Raw genomic sequence first — 23997 nt, 5'->3', positions numbered from 1 at the left:
TAGTTCGCACGGGTGACCGCGATCGCACACGTCCGCCCGCACCAGCCCCGTCCGTCATTCAATCGGCGTTCCGTCCCGGCGGGTTGAGCGCCACGCCGCGTAGAATACGGGACGTCGCGCGAACCTCGATGAAGCTGTCGGTCTACACGTTCGTCCGCAACGGCCTCTACTACGACTTCCACGTCGTCCAGATGCTGCGCCATCACGTCCCGCTCGCCGACGAGATCGTCGTGGTCGAAGGGTACAGCGACGATGGGACGTACGAGGCGATCACGCAGATCGACCCGAAGATCCAGGTCGTCCGGCAGCGGGAGGACCGGTCGGACCCGAATGCCTGGCATCGCAAGTTCAAGAACGACGCGCGCGCGCGCTGCACGGGCGACTGGTGCGTGCTGCTCGACTGCGACGAGTTCATCCCCGAATGGGAGTTCGGCCGGCTGCGGCGGCTCATCGAGACGACCGACCAGGCGATCCTGCCGGTGCGGTTCACGCACTTCTACGGGAATTACCGCGTCTTCATCGCCGACTTGCCGGAGATCACCCCGCAGACCGGCTGGCGGATCCATCGCAACCTGCCGACGATCGAGGTGTGGGGAGACGGCGCGAACGTCCGCGAGATCGGCCGCACGGACGACCCGCCCGCACCCGCCGACGCCGCGATCGCGGTGCATCACTTCGGCACGGTGCGGCACGCCGCGCGGCTGCGGCAGAAGTGGCGGACCCAGGCGAAGCAGCACGACGCACGCAAGCCGACGTGGGATCGCACGCCGGGCGTGCTCTTCGACATGTTCCCGCATCGCTGGGAGGACCCGGACTTCCTGCCGCGGCTGCAGGTCTACGACGGACCCTACATCGACGAGGTGGTCAGGGATCCCGCCGAGTTCACGCGCGACGACCTGTGGCTCTATCGGCATCTGACCGGCCGCAGCGCGTGAGTCGGCATCGGATCCTGCTCGTCACCGAGGTGTTTCCGCCGCGACATGGCGGATCGGGACGATGGCTCTGGGAACTGTACCGGCGGTTGCCGGCGCTCGACGTGCGAGTGCTGGCTGGCCCGGCCGCCGGCGCGCCGGCGTTCGACCGGGCCGCGCCGCTGCCCATCGAGCGGTTCGGATCGATGTTCGGGAGCTGGGGGGCCAGGGGCCTGCCGCAGTACGGCGCCGTCGTGCGCCGGATCCTGCGCGACCTCCGCGGCGAACGGCGCGACGTCGTTCACTGTGGCCGGTGTCTGCCGGAAGGCCTCGCCGCGTCGATCGCGAGCCGGCTGACCGGCGTGCCGTTCTGGTGCTTCGCGCACGGCGAGGAGCTGACGCTGGCGGCCGGCAGCCGCGAGCTTCGGTGGCTCGCGTCGCGCGTGCTCGGCCGGGCAGAGCGGATCGTCGCGAACAGCGAGCACACCAAGCGGCTGCTGATCGAGCAGTGGCGTCTGCCCGACGACCGCATCGCGGTGCTGACGCCGGGCGTGGACATCGAACGATTCCGGCCGGCCGCGATCGACCCCGTCGTCCGGGCGAGGCTCGGATGGCAGGGGCGCCGAGTGATCCTGACCGTCGGCGCGCTCCAGCGGCGGAAGGGACAGGACATGCTCGTTCGGGCGCTGCCGGCTATTCGCGCGCGCTGTCCAGACGTGCGCTACGCCATGGCCGGCGAAGGATGGGAGCGCGCCGCGCTCGAGTCGCTGGCGGCCTCGCTCGGCGTATCCGACTGCGTCCAGTTCGTCGGCGTCGCGGACGATGCCGCGCTCGTCGAGCTGTACCAGCAGTGCGACCTCTTCGCGTTGCCGAATCGCCAGGTCGGGTGGGATTTCGAGGGGTTTGGCATCGTGCTGCTCGAGGCTCAGGCGTGCGGGCGCCCGGTCGTCACCGGCACGTCGGGCGGTACGGGCGAGACGATGCGCGATGGGATCACCGGGGTGCGGATCGCGTGCGAGGAGCCGGAGCCGCTGGCGGCTGCGTGCATCGATCTGCTCGAGGATCCCGTCCGGCGTGCGCGGCTCGGCGAGCAGGCTCGCGCCTGGGCCATCGAGCACTTCAGTTGGGACGTGCTCGTGCCTCGTGCGATGGCGCTCTTCACTGGAACTTAGTCTTCCTCGCGAGGGGCTTCGAACGTCATGTCAGCGACCTTTGTCTCTTATCTAGCTGACGGGGTGAGACTTGCGGTCAACGGCCCGGTCGGGGTCTCCGGGCCGGAGTTTGCTCATCCGGAGATGCCGGCATGAAGGGGCTGATCCTCGCGCACCTCGTCACCTGGATTGGCGCCGCCGCGGCGCTGCGATACCCGCTCATCGGCCTGAACGTCTACGTTGGCCTGGCGATCCTCCGGCCGCAGTTCATCTTCGGCTTCGCGGGCGACCTCACCGGGTTGAGCTGGATCGTCGGCGTCGCCGTCCTGATCGGCTGGGCTCTGCAGGGATTTGGCTCGTGGAAGTTCGGCAAGGCGTGGCCGGTCATCGTGCCGCTCCTCGCGTTCGTCGGCTGGTACGCCCTGTCGGCGGCGCTCGCGCTCGAGCCCGAGATCTCGTTGGCGACGATCGAGGGCCTGGCGAAGCTCGTGCTGCCGGTCCTCGTCGGCCTGACGCTGATGAAGCGCGAGTCCGAATGGCGGCCGATGTTGTGGACGATCGTCCTGGCCCAGGGCTACGTCGGGTTCGAGATGAACTCGAACTACCTCATCAAGGGCTACAACACGGCCGCGATCGGCTTCGGCGGCATGGACAACAACTTCTTCGGCGCCAGCCTGGTCACGTCGTTGGGCCCGGCCGTGACGCTCATGATCTCGAGCCGGACCTGGCGGACGCGCGCGTTGGCGGGCCTCGCCGCGGCGTTCATCCTCCACACGATCCTGCTCACGTTCTCGCGCGGTGCCATGGTTGGGTTGCTCGCGGTCGGCGTCGTGGCGTTCGTCATGATGCCCAAGCGGCCGCTGCAGGTCGGCGCCCTCGCCGCCACCGCGCTGGTGGCGCTGTACTTCACCGGCCCGGAACTGCTCAGCCGTTATGCGACGACGTTCGTCTCCGAGGGCGAGCGCGACAGCTCGGCGGAGAGCCGTCTGGATCTGTGGCGCGACTGTCTCCAGGTCGCGAACGACTATCCGGCCTTCGGCGTCGGCCCCGCGAACTGGCGCGTGATCGCCGCGCGCTACGGCTGGCCGGCGGGCAAGTCGGCGCACAGCGTGTGGATGGAGACGGCGGCCGAGCTCGGCTACCCGGGCGCGTTCTGGCTGCTGGCGTTCTTCCTCATCGCCGCGATCCGGCTCTGGCCGGTCGCCCGCAGCACGCTGACGCCGGACAATCGCTACGCCGTCGTGCTCGCGTCCGGCGTCGTCCTCGGCATCGTCGGCTTCGTCGTGTCGGGCCAGTTCGTGTCAGCGCCCGGTCTCGAGCCGCCGTACTACCTGGCGATGCTCGGCGCCGCGATGCTCAAGCATCACGGCGCTCGCACCGCGGACGCGACGGCCGGCGTGCCGGCCGCAATTGCGGCGACGGCGCTGCCGTCGGCCACCGCCCGCGCGGCCGCCGTGATGGCGACCGTCAACACCCGGCGCGGCGTCACGGTCACCGAGCCGTCAGCGGCGCCGTTGCTGAGGATGCCGGCAGCAATCGGTCCTGCAGAATCGCCCGCGCCAGCACCTCTGCGTACAGCGCATGACCGCGCGGACTGAAATGGAAGTCGCTCGGAAGAAAGAGGCCGGCCGGCTCGGCGGCTTCGCGAAACGCCGGCGTGGCGTTGACGAACGGCAACTGGTGGCTGGCGGCAAACGCCGCGACCTGCCGGAAGGGGCGATCGTTCAAGTGGACCGTGCCCCGGCCGATTCCGTACTGGTCGCGAATCGGCGGGAGCGGCGTCGCGTCCGCGGCGACCTGCCACGGCTGCGGGTACGTGGCGAGCAGCAAGGGCACGTGGTGGTGGGCGAGCAGTTGCTGCAGGTCGGCGACCGGCGCCAGCGTCCGGTCGGCGAACGCCGAAAGGTCCGGCCCGTTGTCGAGCGTCCACAGGTAGCGATCGGCGTCACGGTAGAACGGCACCGCCTCGGCCGCCGATGCCCGTCGTTCGCGCCAGGCGTCGAGCTTCCTGGTCAGCCACTGCACCGACAGCAGCCCACCTGGCCCTCGTGCCTCGCGCAGCGTCGGCTCGGTCACGAACGGCAGCGTCCCGGCATCGGGAGCGCCGGCTTCGCGAGTGTAGAGCAGATGATCCTGCACGTCCGACATGTCGAAGTTCAGCACGACGAGGTCGGGCTCGAGAACGTGCAGGCTGTGCCGGTACTGCAGGTACTCGAGCAGGGGACAGTACGATACGACGCCCGCGTTGACGACCTCGATCGCCTGGCTGCCGGCGCGCTCCCGCAGCAGCCGCTCGAGCTGCCGCGCGAAGACGACGTCCTCGCCGGCCTGGAAACCGAACGTGAACGAGTCACCGAGCAGCAAGACGCGGCGCGTGCCGGCCGGCTTCGGGACCGCGACCTCCGGCGATCGCAGGCCGAAGCTGTTCGTGCGCGTCGGCGGCACGTCGTACCCGGGGCGCAGCGCATGGTGCACCGTCCAACTGCGCACCCCGGGACCGAGATCGGGAAAGAGCTGCCGCGAGATCGAGCCAGTCAGCCTGTCGTAGATCTGAAACCCGGTCTCGACGAGGCCGAGGGCGGTGTAGCCCATCGCCACGAGGAACGCGAGCCAGGCGATGGCGGGGAGGCGCGGTCGTGAAGGAGACGGCACGTCAGGTGCAGCAATCTAGCACGACCGCTGCGTCGAGTCCGGCCGCCGTGAGCATCCTGCTGCCGACGTACAACCGGGCGTCCTTCCTCCCGGCGGCGTTCGAGGCGATCCGCGCTCAGACCCATCCGCACTGGGAGCTCGTCATCGTCGACGACGGGAGCACGGACGAGACGGGACGGGTGGTGACGGAGCTGACCGCCACGATGCCCGCGCCGGTGCGCTACGCCCGTCAGGAGAACGCCGGGCCGTACGCGGCGCGCAATGCGGCGCTCGCGATGGCGGCGCACCCGTACGTCGCGTTCTACGACAGCGACGACCTCTGGCTGCCGCAGCACCTCACGGATTGCGTGCAGGCGCTCGACGCCAACCCTGACGTCGACTGGGTCTACGCGGCGTGCCGCATCGTGCACTACGGCACCGGCGCCCTCATGTCGCGGGACACGTTTCGCATCGGAGATCAGCCGAGACCGTTTCTGTCGCTTCGGCACGATCGGCGCGGACCGCTGCGGGTGATCGACGACGAACGCGTGGTGGCGTGCGCGATCCGATCCGGCCTGTACTGCGGGCTGCAGAACTCGGTGCTCCGGCGGCGCGTGTTCGACGACGGGCCGTTCCAGGCCGCGTATCGCAACGAAGCCGAAGACCAGCTCTTCGCCATCCGCGCACTCAAGCGCGGGCACCGGCTCGGATACCTCGACGCCGTTCACGTGCAGTATCACGTGCACGAGGCGAACTCGTCCGGGTCCGCCACCGGACAGAGCGCGGCGCGGAAGCTGGCGGTGTACGAGCCGGTCGTGCGCGGTTTCCAGGACCTCGTGCAGGAGTTCGACTGGACGCCGTCCGAGCGGCGCGAGCTGGCCCAGCGGCTGGCGCGCGAGCAGTTCTGGCATCTCGGCTACGCCGTGCTCTGGTCGGCCGGCCGGCGCCGTGAAGCGCTGGCGGCCTACCGCGCCGGGCTCCGTGCCTGGCCGTGGAGCATCCGCTGCTGGAAGACGTACTTCGTGGCGCTGGTGAGGACGATGATCGCCGGCAAGGAAGCGAGCGCGGCGTGAGCGCAGCGGCCAGCGAACGCCCGCGGACGATCCTCTACGCGGCATGGGCGCCGTTCTTCAGCGGTGCCGAGCGCGCGCTGCTCATTCTGCTCGATGCGCTCGATCGCACGCGCTTCACGCCGATCGTCGCCGTCGGCACGCACGCGGATCTCGCCAGGGAAATCGAGGCGCGTGGGATCGCCTGCGTGCACGTGCCGGTGGCGTACGCCGACTGGAAGCGCCTGCCGGCGTGGGGCGCGAGCGTCAGCCGGATGGTGGCGTTGCTCCGGCGCGAGCGCGTCGCGCTCGTGCACGCCAACGACGTGCCGAGCTTCCAGCCGGCCGGCTATGCCGCGCGGCTTCTCGGCGTGCCGGCGATCACGCACGTGCGGTTTCCCGACTCGGCCGACGGCTTCGCGTGGTTTCTCCGGCCGGGATTCGCGCGCGCGCTGTTCGTCTCGGCCGCGCTCGAGGCCGAGGCACGGAGCGCGGCGCCCGATCTCTTCGCCGGCCGCAGCGAGGTCGTCCACGACGGCGTGCGCGAGGCGCCGGCCGCAGACGACGACACCCGGCGGGCCCTGCGGCATGAGCTGGGTCTGCCGGCGGATCGGATGGTCGTCGCAATCACGGGCCAGGTGTCGGTCATCAAAGGCATCTGGGAGTTCCTGGATGCGGCGGAGCGGCTCGTCAAAGAGCACGCGCCGGCGACGTTCGTCGTGCTGGGCGACGACTTGAAAGGGCAGGGCGCCCTGCGTCGCGATGCCGAGGCGCGCGTGAAGGAGCGTGGGCTCGGAGCGCACGTCCGGTTCCTCGGATTTCGGCCCGACGCTCCGCGTCTCCTGCCGGCGTTCGACGTCGTCGCGGTGCCGTCGCACGTCGAGCCGCTCGGCAACGCGACGCTGGAGGCGATGGCGGCCGGCGTGCCGGTCGTCGGATCGCGCGTCGGGGGTATTCCCGAGATGATCGTGCCGGGCGAGACCGGCCTGCTCGTGCCGCCGCGGGATGCCGACGCGCTCGCCGCGGCCATCGGCGCGCTCGTTCGTGATCCGGATCGCGCGCGCGCGCTGGGCCGCGCCGGGCAACGCCGCGCGAGGACCGCTTTCAGCCCGGAGGCGCACGCGGCGCGCGTGGCCGCGATCTACGACGCCGCACTCGCGTCGAGCCCCGGCAGCCGCAACCTGGGGCGCGCGGTCGGGGCCGGCGCGTGACGGTGCTCTATCTCACCAACAACCGGCAGCTCGCCGGCACCGGCCGCATCCTGACCAGTTGGCTCACCCTCGGCCGCGAAGCCGGCATCCACGGCAGGGTCGTGGTGCCGGGTGATGGCCAGATGTTCGAATGGCTGCGCCAGCACGAGGTGCCGGTGCTCGCGAGCGCGATGCCCTGGCTGAATCCGTGGCGGCCATGGCCGTCGGCGCGTGCGGTGTGGCGTGTGGCGCGATGGGCGCGCGCCGGGCACGTGCGGCTGGTGCACTGCAACGAACACGACGTCTACCCGTTCGCGGTGCTGGTCGCGCGTCTGCTTCGAGTGCCCATCGTCTGCCACGTCCGGTTCAAGCTCGATCCTGGATTCGGACGATGGGCATTCGGCACGTGGCGTCAGCCCGATGCCCTGCTGTGGACGACAGCGCAACAGCGCGCCGACAGCGTCGAGGCCGTTGCCGGGATCGTCCCGGAGGCACGCCAGCATCTCATTCCGCTGGGGCCGGATCCGGCGGTGTTTCGTCCAGCGGGCGACGAGCGCGACGCGCTGCGGCAGGCGTTCGACATCCGTCCGGACGAGCTGGCGATAGGCGCCGCGACGGCGCTCCGTCCGATCAAGCGCCTGCACGATTTCGTCGACATGATCGCCGCGCTCGCCTCGCGCCACCCGAACGTGGTCGGCCTCATCGCCGGCGGCGCGGTGCCGGGAGAGGAAGCGTATCGCGCGTCGATCGAGCAGCGGATCGCCGCGACCGGCCTGGGACGGCGACTCCGATGGATCGGACATCGAGATGCGATCGATCCGTTCCTGCGAAGCTTGGACCTCTTCGTCAGCACCAGCGAATACGAGACCTTCGGCAACAGCGTGTGTGAGGCGATGGCGTGCGGCGTGCCGGTGGTCGGGTATGTCGGCGGGTCGGTGCACGAGATCATCGGCGAGGCCGGCATCGTGGTGCCGAACGGCGATCTCGCGCGTCTCGTGGCCGCGGTCGAAGCCCTCACGACGGACCCGGAGTTGCGCGCTCGCCTCGCTGATGCCGGTCGCAGCCGCGCGACGGCGGAGTTCAGCCCACGGGCGAGCTTTCAGAAGCTCCGCGGGATCTACGAACGGCTGAGCCGCTCCCCGGCGGCCACCTGACCGCCGCCGGCCTGACGCTCGTGCCCGCCTGCCGCGCCCACCGAGAACAGGGCGTTGAACTGCGAAGGGCTCCTCTCGAGATCGTCGGGGCCATCGATGGCACGGAGCGCGCCGTCGTGCGCGATCTCGAACATGCGGTAGCCGAACGCCGTCATCCAGTCGAACATCGCCCGCGCGGAGGAACCGAGCGCGCGCAGATACTCGTCCGTCACCTCGGCGATGACGTCCGGATGATCGCGGCGAAGACAGCCGGCCATGCCGGCGAGGACTTCCATCTCGGCGCCTTCGACGTCGATCTTGATCAGCCGCACCGGTGATCCGTCCCACAGGTCGTCGAACCGGACGAGCGGAATCGTCACGGCCGTGGATTCCGGCAGCGGACGAAGCGAGGCCAGGCCGGTGTCGTCGCGTGGGCCGGTGTAGAGCGTCACCTCGCCGGATGACGCGCCAAGCGCCTCGGATCGAACGGTGACGTTCGTCAGCGCATTGAGGTCGAGGTTGGCGGCCAGCCGGCGGCGGACGTCTGGCTGCGGCTCGAACGCCAGCACGCGCCCGTGCGGTCCGACGGCCCGCGACGCCACGACGGCGAAGTAGCCGATGTTGGCGCCGACGTCGATCATGGTGTCACCTGGCTTCAGCGCGCGCTCCAGAATGCGAGTGGAGCCCGGCTCGTACTCGCCCGTCGCGAACAGCATCCGGCCGGTCTGCGACGTGCCGTCGACCCGGAATCGCCCTTGCCGGGCGCGGATCGTGACCGGGGTCTTCCGCTCTTTCAAGTGCGGCGCCCACTCGACGGCAAGTGAGGCCAACCGCCAGCGGCCCGGGTGATCCGGGACGTGGCGGAGGTACCACGCGAGGCTCGGAAGCAGACGCCGCCAGTTCATCGGGCCCCGGACCGCGGCGGATGACCCGCCAACGACTCCACGATCGACAGCACGGCCGCGTATTGCCGATCGGCGGCGAAGTGCTTCGAGACGTGATCGGCCGCGGCGCTCGCACGTGTGCCGCGGTCGGTTGCGCTGCGTACGACTGCGTCCGCCATCGCGTTGGCCCACGCCTCGTGATCGTCCGGCCGCACGAGGGTCGCGACGCTGTCGCCCGGAATCATCTCGGGAATCCCACCCACTCGAGAGGCGATGAGGTCGCATCCCGATGCCATCGCTTCGAGGACGACGATCCCCTGCGCCTCGATGCGGCTCGGAACGAGGAACGTGTCGACGGCGGCGTAGAAGCGCGCCGTGTCGCCGAGGAATCCGACGAATCTCACGCGGTCTGCGATGTGAAGGTCGCGAGCCAACCGTTCCAGTGCGGCCCGTTCCGATCCGTCGCCGGCGACGACGTACCAGCACGGCGAGGAGGCGCTCCGAACCTTCGAGGACGCGAACGCTTGGAGGGCGACGTCTACGCCCTTGTCGTGGATCAGTCGACACATCGACCCGAAGACGAAGACGCCGGGAGGAATGCCGAGCTGTGCTCGCGCCTCCGAGCGAAGCGCCGGAGCCGGCCGATACCGGCTGACGTCGACGCCGTTGTGAACGACGACCATCTTGCGGTCGGGGAAACGATAGGTCGTCGCCAGCGCTCCCCGCACGGCCTCCGTGATGCAGATGATCCGGCGCGGTGCGAGGGACCTGAGCCATCCGGCGGCGCGCGCGCGGGCCCGCCAGAGGCCGATGCCCGGGACGATGCCGTTCACACGTCGTCGCACGCCTCCTTCGGCCAGGACGGGCGGCTCGAGCTGCTCGATCGTGGCAAAGGCAGGACACGCCAGCCGAAGGCCGACTTCCATCGCCAGCGAGCCGGTGTGGAGCGTCCCCTTCTCGAACACACACGCGTCGACACCGAGGCGACGGAACTCGCGATGCCACGCCCAACCGCGGGAGCCGTGATCGGGAATGGTCACCACCTCGGCGGAAAGGTCCGGGCAGTGTCGAGCGAAGAGCATCCTGGTCTCATCACCCACGCACACGAGCATCGGCTCGTGCCCGCGCGCCGCCGTGGCGGCGAGCAATCCGACCAGATGGGTTTCCAGCCCGCCCCAGATCCGCGTGCGGACGAGAACCGCGACCTTCATCGTGGGCGCTCGCTCGGCGTGCGGCGGTTCTGACGGAGCCGATGGCCCGTCACGCGGATCGGCCGGCGGCCTCGAGCGAGCGGCGCACGCCGGCATGCACGGAGGGGCGCGCATCGAGGTCGGCGACGCCGCCCCACGTGCGCGTCTCCGACACCGTCAGGTATCCAGCCGGCGTCATCCGCGCGAGCTGGCGTTGCGAGCCGCTGTGGCCGACGAGCAGATCGATGTAGTACTGCCCGCGCGTGAGGTTCACGTCGAACGCGAAGTCGATCCGGAACGCGCCGGGCGAGTCGAGCACGAGGCCGAGCTCGGCCTGGGAGAACTGCCCGTCGTAGACGAGCAGTTGATCGGTCGATCGCAGCACCCTGAACGCCAGCGCCAGCTCCGAGAGCGGCACGCCGTTCGTGAACTCCACGGCCAGGCGGAGCCGTTGTCCGGGCGAGACGGCGCCGGTCACCGGCCGGCCGTCCGCGTCGACGAGCTCGGCGGACGCGATCGTCAGTTCCGCGCCCGCCGGCCCCTGTTCCGGGGCCACGAAGGCGTCGCGCACGTACTGATCGATCACCGAGAGCGTCGGGCCGATCGCTCGCACCTGCCGCTTCAGGTAGAGGGCCGCGTCGCACAGCTCGGTCACGGCCTGCAGGTTGTGCGAGACGAAGACGATCGTGACGCCCTCGCGCTTGAAGCGGCGCATGCGCTCGACGCAGCGTTCCTGGAACGCCATGTCGCCGACGCTCAGCACCTCGTCGATGATCAGGACGTCCGGGCTGAGGTGCGCCGCGATCGAGAAGCCGAGCCGCGCGTTCATGCCCGAGGAGTACCGTTTGATCTGCGTGTCGATGAACTGGCCGACGCCCGCGAACTCCACGATCTCGTCGAACCGCGCGGCGACCTCGGCCTGCGTCATGCCCATCACCGCACCCTGCAGGAACACGTTCTCGCGTCCCGTGAGGTCGGGATGGAACCCCGCGGCGATCTCGATGAGCGCGCCGATCCGGCCGTGGACCTCGCTGCGGCCGCGATTGGGCCTCAAGATGCGGGTGAGCAGCTTGAGGATCGTGGATTTGCCCGCCCCGTTCGGGCCGATGATGCCGAGCGCCTGCCCCGGGGACACCTCGAACGAGATGTCTTCGAGCGCCCAGAATTCCTGCTGCTGCAGCTCGCTCGCCGGCGGCCGCCGCCTCGCGAGGCCCTTGATCATCGCAGGAATCAGATCGCGGAGGCTGTCGTGCCGTTCGCCCGTCCGGAACTTCTTCCACACATGGTCGAAGACGACGTGGGGCTGCATCAGATGTTCTCCGCGAAGGTGAATTCCGATCGATGGAACATCACCCAGGACCACAGCAGGAGCAGCGCGGAGAGCACGGCCGTGACCGCGAACGCGAGCGGGTCCGCCATCGGCACGCCCAGCAGCGTCGTCCGGTAGCCATCGATGATCGGCGTCATCGGATTGAACCGGACGACGGCGGCGATGGTGCCGCCCATGAGCTGCGTGGGGTAGAGCACGGCGGACACGAACATCCACACGGTCAGCACGAGCTCGAGCAGGTACTTCACGTCGCGGTAGTACAGGTTCGCGACCGCCACGATCAGGCCCACCGCCGCCGTGAACGTGAGGTGGACCAGGACGACGACCGGCAGGAGCAGGATCGCGGCGGTCGGCATCACGCCGTAGTAGACCATCATGGCGGCCATCAGAATCGTGGCGACGCCGAAGTCGACGAGCGAGACGAGAATGGCCGAGAACGGGAAAATCTCGCGCGGGAAGTACACCTTGGAGACCAGGCCGGGGTTGCCGCTGAGCGAGCTCGCGGAGAACCGCACCGACGACGCGAAGAGATTCCACGCCGAGAGCCCGCAATAGGCGAAGAGCGGGTAGGGGACGGGCGTCTGGATCGGTGCCACGCGCGTGAAGATCACCGAGAAGACGATCGTGTTGATGATCGGCATGAAGATGGCCCAGGCGAAGCCCATCACGGTCTGCTTGTAGCGCAGCATGATGTCGCGCGTCGTGAAGCGGTAGAGCAGCTCGCGATACTCGAACTGCTCGCGCAGCATCTCCTTGATGTCGAGCCAGAGCGTGTTCATGTCGTCGTCGTTCCGCGGGTCAGCAGGCGGGCGTACATGGCCCAGTCGAGCGTGAGGGCCATGGCGCGGGCCGGCGGTACGGCCGCGGCGTACTTCAGATCGCGTTCGGCTCTGGCGGCGGAAACCAGGCCAGGGTCGCCGTAGTACAAGAGGTCGGCGGCCCCGGCGCTGGGCGCGGGCCGGTAGGTCACGGCCGCGTCCACGCGGAAGAGCTTCAGCAGCCTGGCCTGCATGGCCGGCGACGCCTCCCACAGGCGGCGGGGCAGCGTGCCGACCGGATCGGTGTCCATGACGCGGTGGACGAGCGCCCGGACTTCCGGCGCCAGCGCAATCGTCTTCAGGCCGCCGATCCAGCGGCCCATCAGCGTCGGCGCCGGACGCGTCACCCCCGGCTGTTCCGGCACCACGCGGATCGGTCGTCCTGCGGCGGCGGCGAAGTAGGCGTAGAACGCCTCCAACGACAGTTGGTCCGGCTCGGACACCAGGAAGGCGCCGCCGTTCGCGGCGGCGGGCGCGTCGAGCGCGCAGGCGACGGCATGGACGACGTTGTCCACGTAGACCATGTTCGCCGGAACCTCGGGGTTGCCGCGAATCGCGAACGTGCCGTCCGCGATCGCCTGCAGCGGCCGCACGGTGAAGGTCTTGGAGAACGGTCCGTAGATGCGCGCGGGCCGCAGGATCACGGTGGACAGCCCCCGCGAGGCCACCTGCGCCAGGGCCTGCTCGGCGGCGAGCTTGTTCTGGGCGTAGCGATCGGCGATCGGCGGCTCGAGCGGCGTCGACTCGTCCACGACGTCGCCCCGGTCCCGCCGGTGCACGAACATCGTGCTGATGTGGACGAAGCGTGACACGCCCGCCGCGAGCGCGGCCTCGGCGACGACCCGCGTGCCGTCCACGGTGACGCGTCGCGTCTCCTCGGGCTTCCACGACGTGCCCACGGCGCAGTGCACGACGGCGTCGCACCCTTCGAGTGCGCGGTCCATGTCGGCGCGGGAGCAGACGTCGCCGAGCCGGATCTGCTGCGGCCACTGGACCAGGCGCGCGGCGCTCTTCGGCTCGCGCACGAGCGCGACGACGTCCCATCCGTGGCGTTCGCGCAGCAGCTCGACCGTTCGCGCGCCGAGGAACCCGCCGGCCCCGGTCACGAGCACACGGCCGCGCTTGGAGGTTCGCGCCGGCCGTTGCTCAGGATGGAGCCCTTCGTCCGTCCACGGCTCCTCGATCGGCCGGCGTGTCGCGTAGCACTGCTCGATGAGCCCCACCACGGGGAGCACCGACCGTCCGGAGAGCAGCGGCGACGTTCCCTGCTGCACCGCCCCGATCCAGTCGTCGAGCTCGTCGCGGAACGCCTGGTAGCCGATGTAAGGCACCTGGCCCTTCCAGCTCGCGGTGATCCGGAAGGGCGAGTCGGCGTCGCCGTCGTTCGGATGGACGAGCACCTCCGTGAAGTTGCCGCGCAGGAGCTCCAGCGTGGCACGCTCGCAGCGGATCCTGATGCTGCCGCGCAGCTCGCGCGTGCGGCTCAGCTCGAGCCGCCACGGGATCGTGCCGCCGCCTGTCGCGAGATCCACGTGCGCGACGCAGTCGGTCTCGATGCCGCCGCGCGCGTTGTCCTCGAAGCGCGCGAGGCGCGGCGTGCCGGGCACCATGTGGAGCACCACGTCGATGACGTGCGAGCCGATGTCGATCAGCACGCCGCCGCCGCCGGCTGCTTTCGTCAGGCCGTCGAGCGAGGCGAGCTGCCAGCCGTACGGGCCGCCTTCTTCGGCGTCGATGGCGACCGGCCGGCCGTACTCGCCGCGCTCGAGCAACGCGCGCATCAGGCGCACGGCAGGGAGCACGCGTCGATAGAGACCCACCGCGAGCGCGACGCCGTGCCGGTCGGCCGCCGCGACCATCGCGTCGGCGTCGGCCAGCGTGACGGCCATCGGCTTCTCGACGAACACGTGCTTGCCGCGCGCGGCGAGCGCCTGCGTCGCGGGAGCATGGTGCGCCGGCGGCGTCGCCAGCACCACCGCATCGACGTCGTCGACGACCGCGTCGAGATCGGTGGCGGTGCGGCCGATGCCGTACGAGGACGCGAGCTCGCGCGCGCGCCCGAGGTCGCGATCGACCAGCACGGCCAGGCGCACGGCGTCGTGGCCGGCCAGGACCGGGAGCAGGTTGGCTTTCGCGACGGCGCCGCAGCCGACGACGGCGAGCCGGAGCGGCGTGGGGCCGCTGCCGGTGCGCGGAGCGTTCACGTCGACGCTGCCGGCCACATCCTGCGTGCTGGCCGCCACTCAGAGCGCCGCCAGCGCCTGACGGACCGGCGCGGCCGCCGGAGACGTCCCGTCGAGCCTGAGCGACTCCTCCAGCGCGGCGCGCGCCTTCTCCTTCTGTCCGAGCGCGTCGTAGGCCAAGCCGAGATGGTAGTGATAGAGCGCGTTCTTCGGGTTGGCCTTGATGGCCTCCTGGAACGTGTCGACCGCCATCGAGTGCTGGCCCTTCTTGTAGTACGCGAAGCCCAGCGTGTCGTTGATCTCAGGACGATTCGGCAGCTCGGCCTTCGCCGCCTTGGCGAGCTGCAGCGCCATGTCGAGGTTCTCGTTGCTCTGCGTGTACATCCACGCCAGGTTGTTCGCGGCGACCGCCGCGCGCGGATCCATCGCGACGACCTGTTCGAACTTGCTCCTCGCGTCGCCCGCTTTCCCTTGGAGGTAGAGCAGCGTCCCGAGGGCCGTCTGCGGGCCGACGGCCTGCGGCTGGGTCTCCACCAGCTTCTGGAACTGGGCGGTCGCCTCCGGTAGACGACGCTGCCGCACGTAGAACTGCCCCAGCTCCTCGTACGCGTCGAGGCTGGACGGCGCCACCTCGACGGCCCGCGTCAGGTAGCGCTCCGCGGTTCCCACGTCCTGTCGTGCGGTCGCCGTTCGCGCTGCCAGCAGCAGCAGCCGCACATCGTCTGGCCGCCGGCCGAGCGCTGCATCGATCGTGGCTTTGGCCGCTTCGGGCTTTCCGTCGGCGAAATCCAGCGCGACGATGCCGCCCAACGCATCCAGATACGAAGCGTCGGCCTTCAAGGCACGGTCGAAGGCCTGCCGTGCCGCCGCCCTGTTGTTGCGTTTGGCTTCCAAAACGCCGAGTTCAGTTTGCGCCAGCGCTGAGCCGGGATACGCCTTCGCGATTGCCCGGATGACCGGGTCGGCCTTCGCGACGTCGCCGCGTGACAACTGGACGTGGGCGAGCAGCAGATGCGCGTCCGGATAGCCGGGAATGATGCCGATGGCGTTGTGAGCGAATTGCTCGGCTTCCTTGATGCGGCCCGATTTCAAGTGCGCGCGAGCGAGGCCGAAGTGCGCCGCGGCCAGACGCGGGTTCCGGTCGAGCGCCGCGGTGAACGCCGCGATGGCCTGAGCTTCCATGCCGCGATCGTCGTACAGACGAGCCGCCAGCAACTGCGCCTCGATGAGCCGTGGGTCGTACTTCACGGCCGTCTCGGCGGAACGCAGGGCTTCGTCTGCGCGCCCCATCGCGACGAGCATCTGACCTTTGGCGACGTGGGCCATGGCGTTGCCAGGCTCAGCGGCGAGGACGGTGTCCACCAGCTTCATGGCGGCCGCGCGATCCTGCTCGAAACCGAGCGCGGCGAGACGCAAGGTCGCGTTGCTGGCGCTGGTCTTGTGGTTGGCCTCGACGTCCTCGAGGACGCGTCTGGCATCGGGCACCCGGCGCAGCAGCACGTAGTAGTCCGCCAGCCGAAGCTTGCCCTCGCCGTTCGGCTCGTTGTCCGCGACGACCTTGAGGTATTGCTCCGCCTCGGCGGGCTTGCGGGACGCAATCTTGAGGAAGGCGAGCAGCCGGTTGGCGGTGAGGCTCTTCGGGTTCAGTTGCCGGGCGACGTTCAGCTCCGTCTCCGCTTCGGGACGGCGGCCGGTGGCCCAGAGGAAGTTCGCGAACGCCAGATGGACACGCTCATCCTTGGGGTTCGTGGTGAGCGCCTGCCGGAATGCGGCTTCCGCCCTGGTCTGATCGTCGCGGAGCATCTGGACGGCGCCGAGGCTCGCATAGGACTCGGCGCGATCGGGATCGCTCTTGATCGCGCTCTCGACCTCGGCCAGCGCGTCTTCGAGCTTGTTCATGCGGGCGAGCGCATTGGCGCGCAGAATCTGCGCCTCGACCATTCCGGGCTGCTTGACGAGCGCCTGCTGCGCGCGGGCAATCGCGTCCTCGTAGCGGCGCGCCAGCAACAGCACTTCCGCCGCTTTCATCTGCGCATCGACGTTGTCGGGCAAGAGGTCCGCCGCGCGCGCGTACTCCCGCAACATGCCCGCGGCGTCTCGCGTCTGCACGTACGTATCGCCGAGCTTCAAGCGGGCTTCGCCGAAGCGCGGATCCTGGGTGATGGCGTTGCGGTACTGGATGATCGCTTCGTTGTACTTGCCTTCCGCGAAGAACCTGTCGCCGCTCTGAACGAACTCGCGCTTGGCGACCTCCGGATCCTTGGAGCACGCCCAGCCGGCAAGGGCGAGCACGACGCACAGTCCGGTGGCAGACAATCGGGTTCGAACGTTCACTCCACGGCCTCCTCGGTGTGGTGTTCGGCCAGGCCCGGCCGAACGTGAGCGGCAAGTGAAGGTAGCAAAGGGCTCGCCCCGGACCACTACCCGCGGCCAGCGCCGCTAAGCCATTGTGCCTCAGCGTGTTCCGACTTGGCCTGGCGGACGTTATGCCTGGACCTGAAGCCGGAGTCTGCTTCCGAGGCGACTAATGGTTCCAGCAAGACGATCGATTGTCTCCTTGTCGTCAGGACTCTTCGGCGGTGCCGCTTACAGCTCTGTGCCGCGACGGTCGAAACCGTGCGGTTCGTTCGTCCGGATCGTCGACATGCCGGCCGACACGTCGTCTGTGACGGCGCGGTGCTGAAGCCCGTAAGTCGTTGAAGGAACAAGGGTCTTGCCTGCCAGCACCACGTCGATCCATCGGCGCGCCACCCACGCGGACGACCGGGCACGGCGTTTGGACTGTCGCGTGGCGCCGCCGCGCGCGCGTCGACGCGCCGGCAGGAGACGCGGATGTTGAGCCTGCTGGAACGAAAGATCGCCTCGCTCCCTCACCGGCTGGTGCTCGTCGCACCGCCGCGGCAAGCCGTCCCGCCGGCCTTCCGGGACGTCACGAGCGACAGCCAACGCTGGCGCGCGCTCATCACCGAGATCCAGCGCCTTCGGGCGCGCGTGTACATCGACGACGGGGCCGTGCGGCCGGACGAGCTGGCGGCGGGAGGGCTGCACCAGACGCCTGAGGACGAACGGAGCTGGCACCTGCTGATGATGAACCGCGACGAGCAGATCAGCTCGTGCGTCTGGTACCTCGAGCACGAGAACGCGGAGTCGATGGACGAGCTCCGGGTGAAGTCCTGCCCATTGGCGGGCGATCCGGCGTGGCAGACCGTGCTCCGCCAGGCCGTCACCCTCGAGCTCTACCGCGCCCGGTGGGAACGGCTTCGGTACGCGGAGATCGGCGGCTGGGCCGTGTCGAAGGAAAGCCGATGCACCGCCGAGGGTCTCATGCTCGCGCTCGGCGCTTATAGCCTCGGGCGCTTCTTCGGCGGCGCGTTGGGGCTGACGACCGCCACGGTCCGGCACGGCTCCTCGACGATCCTCCGCCGCCTCGGCGGCTCGCGGCTGCAGATGGGCGCAGTGACCGTGCCGCGGTACTTCGATCCGAAGTACGACTGCGAGATGGAGCTGCTGCGATTCGACTCGCGCACCGTGAACCCGAAATACGACCGGATCATCGACGCCCTCCGGGCCCAACTGGCCGAGGTGCCGGTCGTGTCGCCGTCGCCGGCCTGGGCCGAGACGTCGGTGGCGTGAGTCCACAATCGCGGTCTGAGTCCTCTCGACACGGCCGGCGCGGCGCGTGACCTCCGACGTATGATCGGCGGCGACGGAGGCTTCATGCGGACGCTCGTTCTCCTTCTCGGGCTCCTGCCCGTTGTGTCCACCGCCAACGCCGCACAGGCGCCGGCGCCGTTGCGCATCGCCGTGGTCAGCAGCCAGCGGATCTCGGCCGAGTCGGCGCCCGGCAAGGCGGCCGTCGCGAAGGTCCAGGCGCTGCAGCAGCAGCGGAACGCCGACCTGCGCACGCGGCAGCAGGCCATCGAGGCCTTGCGGCAGCGGATTGCCCAGGCACCCGACGCCGGCGCGCTGGCTCCGTTGCTTCGCGAAGAGCAGCAGCAGCGCGCGGAGTTCGAACGCTCGGCCGCCCAGGCCCAAGTGGACGTCCAGGCGCTCCAACGTCAGCTCAACGCCGATCTGGGCCGGGTCGTCAGGACGGTGCTGGAGGAGCTCGCGAAGGCACGCGGCGTCGACGTCGTGCTCAACCTCGAGACCGCCGTCGTCTGGGTGGGTCCCTCGCTGGACCTCACGAACGCCGTCATCGAACGTCTCAACGCGCCGGCCGCCCAATAAGGACCGGATCTTCCCGTTTCTGCGCAGTTCTCGATTGAAATACTTACACGGGTAGGGCATAACTACGCTGCGCCGCGCGGCCAGAGGTTGGGAATCGTCGAACCGAAAGTGCGCACAGCGCTTCACAGTTACGGCACGAAACTTGTAATCGCCCGTCGCGCTCGCGTCCGGAAGTCGGGTGTGGGCGGTGGGAGAACGCCGTATGCGCACCCTGCTCGAGCGTGAGATTCTGTCCGCCGGTTCCCAACTGCTGCTCCTCGCCCCGCCAGGTCGCGCGATACCCGAGACGTTTACCTCAGTACGCACGGATCCCGGCCGCTGGCGGACGATGCTCGACGCCGTGCAACGACTGCGCGGGGCCGTGTACGTGCAAGACGGGGCCGTGCGACAGCTCTCGGCCGACGGCCGGCACGAGACCGACGAAGACGAACGGTGCTGGCACGTCGTCCGTCTAGACGAGGATGGCGAGCCCGCGGCCTGTATCCGATATCTCGAGCATGATGCGCGGGGCCCGGTCGACGATCTTCGCGTCAGCACCGCTCCGGTGTTCGACGAGGACGCGTGGGGCGGCCACGTGCGCGCCGCGCTCGAGGCGGAGTTGGCGGCTGCCGCCGCCCGAGAGGCTCCCTACGGCGAGGTCGGCGGCTGGGCCTGCGCGGCGGCTCGCCGCTGTCGAGCCGACGGCGTCGTCCTCGCCTTGTCCGCCTTCAGCCTGCTCCGGCATTTCGGCGGTGCCCTGGCCGTCGCCGCGGCGACGACCCGTCACGGGTCCGCCGCGATGCTCCGGCGGCTCGGCGGCGCCCGCCTCGAGCACGCCGGCGTCGTGCTGCCGCCGTACTTCGATCCTCAATACGGCTGCCAGATGGAGCTCCTGCGCTTCGACTCGCTCAGGCCCCACAGCCGGTACGAGCGGCTCGTGCGGGCGCTCGCGGACGTGTTGGGGGAGGTCGACGTGTGCACCCCTGCCGCCGCCAGCGCGGCGATCCCGGCCGGCGCGTCCGTCGCCGCCTGACCCGTTACGGCGCCGCGTGCCGGCGCCGCCGTCCCGATGATCCCGTTCGACTACAGGACCGCCTTCTCGCGCAACATCGGGTGGGTCACGTCTGCCGAGCAGCAGCAGTTGCGTGAGAAGCGCGTCGCCATCGCCGGGCTCGGCGGCGTGGGCGGCTTCCATCTCCTGACGCTGGCTCGCCTGGGTGTCGAGCGCTTTCGCATCGCCGATCCCGACGAGTTCGAGCTCGCCAACTTCAACCGGCAGGCCGGCGCCTTGATGTCGACGATCGGCCGCTCCAAGGCCGACGTCCTCGCCGCCATGGCGCGCGACATCAACCCCGACTGCGACATCGACGTGTTCCCCGGTGGTGTCGGCCCCGACACCTTGCCGCAGTTCTTCGAAGCCGCCGATCTGTACGTCGACGGGCTCGACGCCTTCGCCTTCGCGGCGCGCGAAGCGGTCTTCGCGTACTGCGCGGCGCGCCGAATCCCAGCCATCACGGTCGCGCCGCTCGGCATGAGCGCGGCGCTGCTCGCGTTCGTCCCCGGCGGCATGACGTTCGAGGACTACTTCCAGTTGTCTGGATGCTCCGACGAGGAGAAGGCCATCCGGTTCCTGGTGGGCCTCGCACCCGGGCTGCTGCACCGCTCCTACCTCGTCGATCCCTCGGCGGTGAACCTGCGCGAGCGGCGAGGTCCGTCGACCGTGATTGCCTGCCAGCTCTGCGCGGGCGTGGCCGCGGCCGAGGCATTGAAGCTGCTGCTCGGGCGCGGCAAGGTGTGGTCGGCACCGCACGGCGTTCAGATCGACGCCTACCGCAACCGCCTGCGCCGCACGTGGCGCCCGGGCGGCAACCGTCATCCGCTGAATCGTGCCGCCATCGCGATCGCCAAGCGGCAGTTCGGACTCTGACGTGGCTGTCACGAAATCCCGGGACGAGATCGCCGCGGCCTACAGCTCGCCGCCGTGGTGGTACGACCTGCGCGGGTTCTTCATCCTCACGTTCGCCTACAACAGCACGCTCGGCACGCAGCTCCGGCTCTTCGGTCCGAACATCGGCCGAGAGCACCTCGAGGTCGCGTGCGGGACGGGCACGCTGCTCGAGCTGATCCTGCGATGGCGGCGCTGGAAGCGTCTGCCCGCGGCACACGTGGTTGGCGTCGACTACGCCGACTCCATGCTCGCGGGCGCCACGGCGCGCTTCGCGCGGCAGCCGGACGTCGAACTGCGTCGTGCCGACGCCGCGGCGATGCCGTTCGCCGACCGGACGTTCGACACCGCGAACTGCGCCAACGCCATCCACTGCCTGCCGGACGTGGACGGCGCGCTTCGCGAGATCGCGCGCGTGCTGAAGCCGGGCGGCACGCTGGCCATCAACGTCCTGCTGCACCCGCGTGGCGTGTGGCCGTTCGGTGCCATCGCGCGCCGGCTGAATGCCTGGGGGCAACGCAAGGGAATCCTCGTCAGGCCGTACGCGGCCGATGAAGTGCGGCGAGCGCTCTCCGCCGCCGGCCTCGAGACCATCTCGGAGCGCATTCACGGCAACTGCATGGACGTCACCGCGCGCAAGCCGGCGTAACCCATGGTGCCGTTGCCGGTGGTTCTCTGGCACGAAGCGCGGGCGCGCACCTCGCCCATCCGGCGCCCGGAGCCGGCCGAGGCGATGGACGACGCCGAGCAGGTGCGGTCCTACGTCCAGGCGTACGCGTGGGGCGGGCCGACGTCGGCGCTCCAACTCCACCACCTGCGCGAGCTGTCCTCCATCATCCGGCCCGGCGACGTCGTCGTCGACCTCGCGTGCGGGCCGGGACCGCTGCTGCTCGAGCTGGCGCCGTTCTATCGCGACGTGACGTTCATCGGCGCCGACCTGTCGAGCTCGATGCTCCGCGAGCTGTCGAGGCAGGCGGAAGGGCACGGGCTGTCGAACGTCTCGACGCTCGAGGAGGACATCCGCCGGCTGCCGTCGCTGCCGAACGCGTCCGTGGACGTCGTGATCTCGACGTCCGCGCTGCACCATCTGCCGGACGAGGATTCCCTGCGGCAGGTGTTCCGGCGGGTCCGGTCGGTGCTCAAGCCCGGCGGCGCGTTCTACCTCTTCGACTTCGCGCTGCTGCGATCGGAAGCGGCGCGCAGGCTCTTCGTCGCGGACGTCGCGCGGCTCGCCCCGCCGCTCACCGCTCGTGATTACGACCTCTCACTACAGGCGGCGTTCCCGCTCCCGCTCGTTCGCGAGTTCGCCGCGGCAGAGCTGCCGCGGCCGTTCACCTTCGCACGCAGCCGTCTGCTCGACTTCTTCTATTTCGTGCAGACGCCGAGTCGCGTGGCGCCGGCCGCCGAGCTGCAGGCGTACATCGACCGGCGCTGGAGAGGACTGAGCCTCGCGATGAAGGGCGAGCACGTCACGCTGCGCGCCATGCGAGGCAGCCGGCACTTCACCTAGGCGCGGACCCAACACGTCGGGCCTCCGCTACGCGCGGGCCGAGCGCGTCGCGGAGCCGCGCCAGCGCGCCGGCGTCGTGCGGGGCGTCGACGACGGCTTCCAACGGTCCGACGATGGACGGGGCCAGATCGCGCCGGTGCATCGCGAGCAGCGTCTCCATTTTCGGGATCGCAGAGCTCTCGGCATCGGACTCGAGCGCGACGACGTACTGCGCCAGCCCTTCCATGATGGCGCCGCGACGGATCATCGCCGCGCCAAGGTTCGCGCGGGCTTCGTCATGAAGGGGATTGATCCGAAGCGCCTGGACGAAATGCTTCTCCGCTTCCGCCACCATGCCCACCCGCGCCAGGACGACACCGAAGTTGTTCTGCGGCCCCGAAGAATTGGGCGCAAGCCGGACGGACTCTTCCAAGTGAATGCGGGCTTCCGCCAGCCGATCCTGACGGACCAACTCCGCGCCGAGATGGCTGTGGATCTCGGGAACATCGTGGCCGCCATGGTCGAGCGCGTGTCGCCACAGCGTTTCAGACGAGCTCCACGTGCGGCTCAGTCCGCGGCTCCCCAGAACCAATGCCGGCACGACCGCCATCGCGACCGCCAACGTAGGGACCGCCAGCCGGCGGGCGTTGGATCCAGTGAGCAGAAACCAGAAGATGCCGGCGAGGCCAGCGGCGAGCGGCATGGTGGCGACATAGCCGTAGCGGTCGGTCGCCACCTGCGTGGTGATCTTCACGAGACCCAGGTTCGGTGCCAGGATGACCAGGTATCCGAGCCATGCCGCGCTGAACGCGGGATATCGAGCGCGCAGTCGGAGCGCGGCGCTCGTGACGGCGACCGCCGCGACCAGCGCGAGCCAGAACGGCGCCGCGATCGGAAACGTCGCGCGCGGGTTGCCGTAGAACGCGCTGATGTCCGAGGGCGCGATGCTCTTCGTGAGATAGAACCAGATCGCGTAGGCGGACTGGACGATCCGGATGAGATACGGCGACGAATCGACGACCACGAGCGGCTCGTGCGGTTTGACGATCGTCGCGATCGCCATGAACAGCACGCTCACGGCGAAGAACGGCCACTTCTCGACGATCGCTCGGCGGAGGCGCGTGCGCGCCGTCGCATCGGCCGAAAGAGCGACACGCCGCAGCGGGTAGAAGTCCAGGAGGAGCAAGGCGAACGGCACCGTGACGGCGACGGCCTTCGAGAGGACGCCGAAGATCATGCAGGCGAACGCCGTCCAGAACCACCCAGGACGCCGGAGACTCTGGTCTGGAAACGCACGCAGGTACGCGTGCAGCGACAGCAGGTAGAAGAAGGCGGAGGGCAAATAGGGCTGGCAGGACGCCCACGCCACGGGCTCGACGCGCAACGGGTGCACGGCGAAAAGCGCCACCGCCGTCGCCGCGCTCATCACGGCGAGGCCCGAGTGCCGTGCGAATCGGATCGGGTGCGCCCGGCGCAGGAGCGCGAGCACGAGCGCGAACAACAGCACCGTGTTCGCCGCGTAGATCAGCAGGCTGACGAGGTGGTAGCCGCGCGCGTCCAATCCCCAGACCACGTACTGCGCCGAGAGCAGCATCCAGGCGAGCGGCTGGTAGACGGCGACGCGCACGCCGGTCCACGCCCACCAGATCTGGCTCCAGCCGAATCCCTTGTAGTACGGGTTCTCGACGAAGTTCTCCTCGTCGTCCCAGTCTACGAACGGGTTGTCGAGCGCGGGCTGGAAGGCGACGAAGACGAGCGCGACCAAGGCGATTGCGGCGAGCCAGGGCCAGAAGGATCCTGTGGTGCTCGACGCCTGGTCGCGATTCGACGACCGGACGGCTGTCTGCACGGCGATGAAGGGTAGTGGAGCGGCCTTCAAAAAGA

Annotated in this window: 20 protein-coding genes; 12 read left to right on the top strand and 8 right to left on the bottom strand. The window is 69.6% G+C overall.

The annotated features are described in order from the left end of the window. Positions 1-128: 128 nt before the first annotated feature. From IT184_09870 to IT184_09860, 3 genes are all read left to right on the top strand, one after another. A complete protein-coding gene (locus tag IT184_09870) occupies positions 129-935 on the top strand; it encodes a glycosyltransferase family 2 protein (GenBank protein ID MCC7009112.1) in 807 nt (268 codons plus the stop codon). Further along, positions 932-2083, top strand: a complete 1152-nt coding sequence (locus IT184_09865; GenBank protein MCC7009111.1) for a glycosyltransferase family 4 protein — start codon at positions 932-934, stop codon at positions 2081-2083. The genes IT184_09870 and IT184_09865 overlap by 4 nt, the downstream gene beginning before the upstream one ends. A 131-nt stretch (positions 2084-2214) precedes the next feature. Continuing rightward, entirely contained in the window at positions 2215-3660 is a 1446-nt protein-coding gene (locus IT184_09860; protein ID MCC7009110.1) for an O-antigen ligase family protein, read from the top strand. Here IT184_09860 and IT184_09855 read toward each other — a convergent pair. Beyond that, positions 3554-4714 carry an SGNH/GDSL hydrolase family protein gene (locus IT184_09855; GenBank protein MCC7009109.1) on the bottom strand — a complete coding sequence of 387 codons (1161 nt, stop codon included), beginning with the start codon at positions 4712-4714 and terminating at the stop codon, positions 3554-3556. The two genes, IT184_09860 and IT184_09855, sit on opposite strands and share 107 nt — an antisense overlap. Here IT184_09855 and IT184_09850 point away from each other — a divergent pair. From IT184_09850 to IT184_09840, 3 genes are read left to right on the top strand one after another with little or no spacing between them, the layout of a single operon-like run. Beyond that, positions 4699-5766, top strand: coding sequence for a glycosyltransferase family 2 protein (locus tag IT184_09850; protein ID MCC7009108.1), 1068 nt, complete (start codon positions 4699-4701; stop codon positions 5764-5766). The two genes, IT184_09855 and IT184_09850, sit on opposite strands and share 16 nt — an antisense overlap. After that, positions 5763-6953 carry a glycosyltransferase family 4 protein gene (locus tag IT184_09845; protein MCC7009107.1) on the top strand — a complete coding sequence of 397 codons (1191 nt, stop codon included), beginning with the start codon at positions 5763-5765 and terminating at the stop codon, positions 6951-6953. The genes IT184_09850 and IT184_09845 overlap by 4 nt, the downstream gene beginning before the upstream one ends. Beyond that, the gene (locus IT184_09840) at positions 6950-8086 is read left to right on the top strand and encodes a glycosyltransferase family 4 protein (protein MCC7009106.1); all 1137 of its coding nucleotides are present in this window, start codon (positions 6950-6952) and stop codon (positions 8084-8086) included. The genes IT184_09845 and IT184_09840 overlap by 4 nt, the downstream gene beginning before the upstream one ends. Here the strand turns inward: IT184_09840 and IT184_09835 are convergent. The 6 genes from IT184_09835 to IT184_09810 are packed head-to-tail and all read right to left on the bottom strand — an operon-like array spanning position 8050 to position 16804. After that, positions 8050-8970, bottom strand: coding sequence for an FkbM family methyltransferase (locus tag IT184_09835; protein MCC7009105.1), 921 nt, complete (start codon positions 8968-8970; stop codon positions 8050-8052). The two genes, IT184_09840 and IT184_09835, sit on opposite strands and share 37 nt — an antisense overlap. Beyond that, positions 8967-10160, bottom strand: a complete 1194-nt coding sequence (locus IT184_09830; GenBank protein ID MCC7009104.1) for a glycosyltransferase family 4 protein — start codon at positions 10158-10160, stop codon at positions 8967-8969. The genes IT184_09835 and IT184_09830 overlap by 4 nt, the downstream gene beginning before the upstream one ends. Before the next feature lie 49 nt (positions 10161-10209). After that, entirely contained in the window at positions 10210-11448 is a 1239-nt protein-coding gene (locus IT184_09825) for an ABC transporter ATP-binding protein (GenBank protein MCC7009103.1), read from the bottom strand. After that, entirely contained in the window at positions 11448-12248 is an 801-nt protein-coding gene (locus IT184_09820; protein MCC7009102.1) for an ABC transporter permease, read from the bottom strand. The genes IT184_09825 and IT184_09820 overlap by 1 nt, the downstream gene beginning before the upstream one ends. Beyond that, complete coding sequence (locus IT184_09815) at positions 12245-14530, bottom strand: Gfo/Idh/MocA family oxidoreductase (GenBank protein ID MCC7009101.1); 2286 nt, start codon at positions 14528-14530, stop codon at positions 12245-12247. Before IT184_09815 ends, IT184_09820 begins: the two co-directional genes overlap by 4 nt. After that, positions 14531-16804, bottom strand: coding sequence for a tetratricopeptide repeat protein (locus tag IT184_09810; protein ID MCC7009100.1), 2274 nt, complete (start codon positions 16802-16804; stop codon positions 14531-14533). 498 nt (positions 16805-17302) lie between these two features. On the opposite strand from IT184_09810, the gene IT184_09805 reads away from it, so the two are divergent. The 6 genes from IT184_09805 (at position 17303) to IT184_09780 (ending at position 22134) form a co-directional block, all read left to right on the top strand. Next, positions 17303-18103, top strand: a complete 801-nt coding sequence (locus IT184_09805; protein MCC7009099.1) for a hypothetical protein — start codon at positions 17303-17305, stop codon at positions 18101-18103. 84 nt (positions 18104-18187) lie between these two features. Continuing rightward, complete coding sequence (locus IT184_09800; protein ID MCC7009098.1) at positions 18188-18700, top strand: OmpH family outer membrane protein; 513 nt, start codon at positions 18188-18190, stop codon at positions 18698-18700. Positions 18701-18902: 202 nt separating this feature from the next. Next, positions 18903-19712, top strand: a complete 810-nt coding sequence (locus IT184_09795) for a hypothetical protein (protein MCC7009097.1) — start codon at positions 18903-18905, stop codon at positions 19710-19712. A 36-nt stretch (positions 19713-19748) separates the two neighbouring features. Further along, on the top strand, positions 19749-20606 hold the full coding sequence (locus IT184_09790; GenBank protein ID MCC7009096.1) for a ThiF family adenylyltransferase: 858 nt from the start codon (positions 19749-19751) through the stop codon (positions 20604-20606). 1 nt (position 20607) lies between these two features. After that, entirely contained in the window at positions 20608-21273 is a 666-nt protein-coding gene (locus IT184_09785; GenBank protein MCC7009095.1) for a class I SAM-dependent methyltransferase, read from the top strand. A gap of 3 nt (positions 21274-21276) precedes the next feature. Next, positions 21277-22134 carry a class I SAM-dependent methyltransferase gene (locus IT184_09780; protein MCC7009094.1) on the top strand — a complete coding sequence of 286 codons (858 nt, stop codon included), beginning with the start codon at positions 21277-21279 and terminating at the stop codon, positions 22132-22134. On the opposite strand, the gene IT184_09775 is transcribed toward IT184_09780, so the two are convergent. Continuing rightward, positions 22127-23962, bottom strand: a complete 1836-nt coding sequence (locus tag IT184_09775; protein MCC7009093.1) for a hypothetical protein — start codon at positions 23960-23962, stop codon at positions 22127-22129. The two genes, IT184_09780 and IT184_09775, sit on opposite strands and share 8 nt — an antisense overlap. Positions 23963-23997: the final 35 nt, after the last annotated feature.

The organism is Acidobacteriota bacterium (assembly GCA_020853395.1).
GTDB lineage: Bacteria > Acidobacteriota > Vicinamibacteria > Vicinamibacterales > SCN-69-37 > JADYYY01.
Note: the sequence above shows the minus strand (reverse complement) of the source record. Positions and strands in the feature narration are given on the sequence as shown.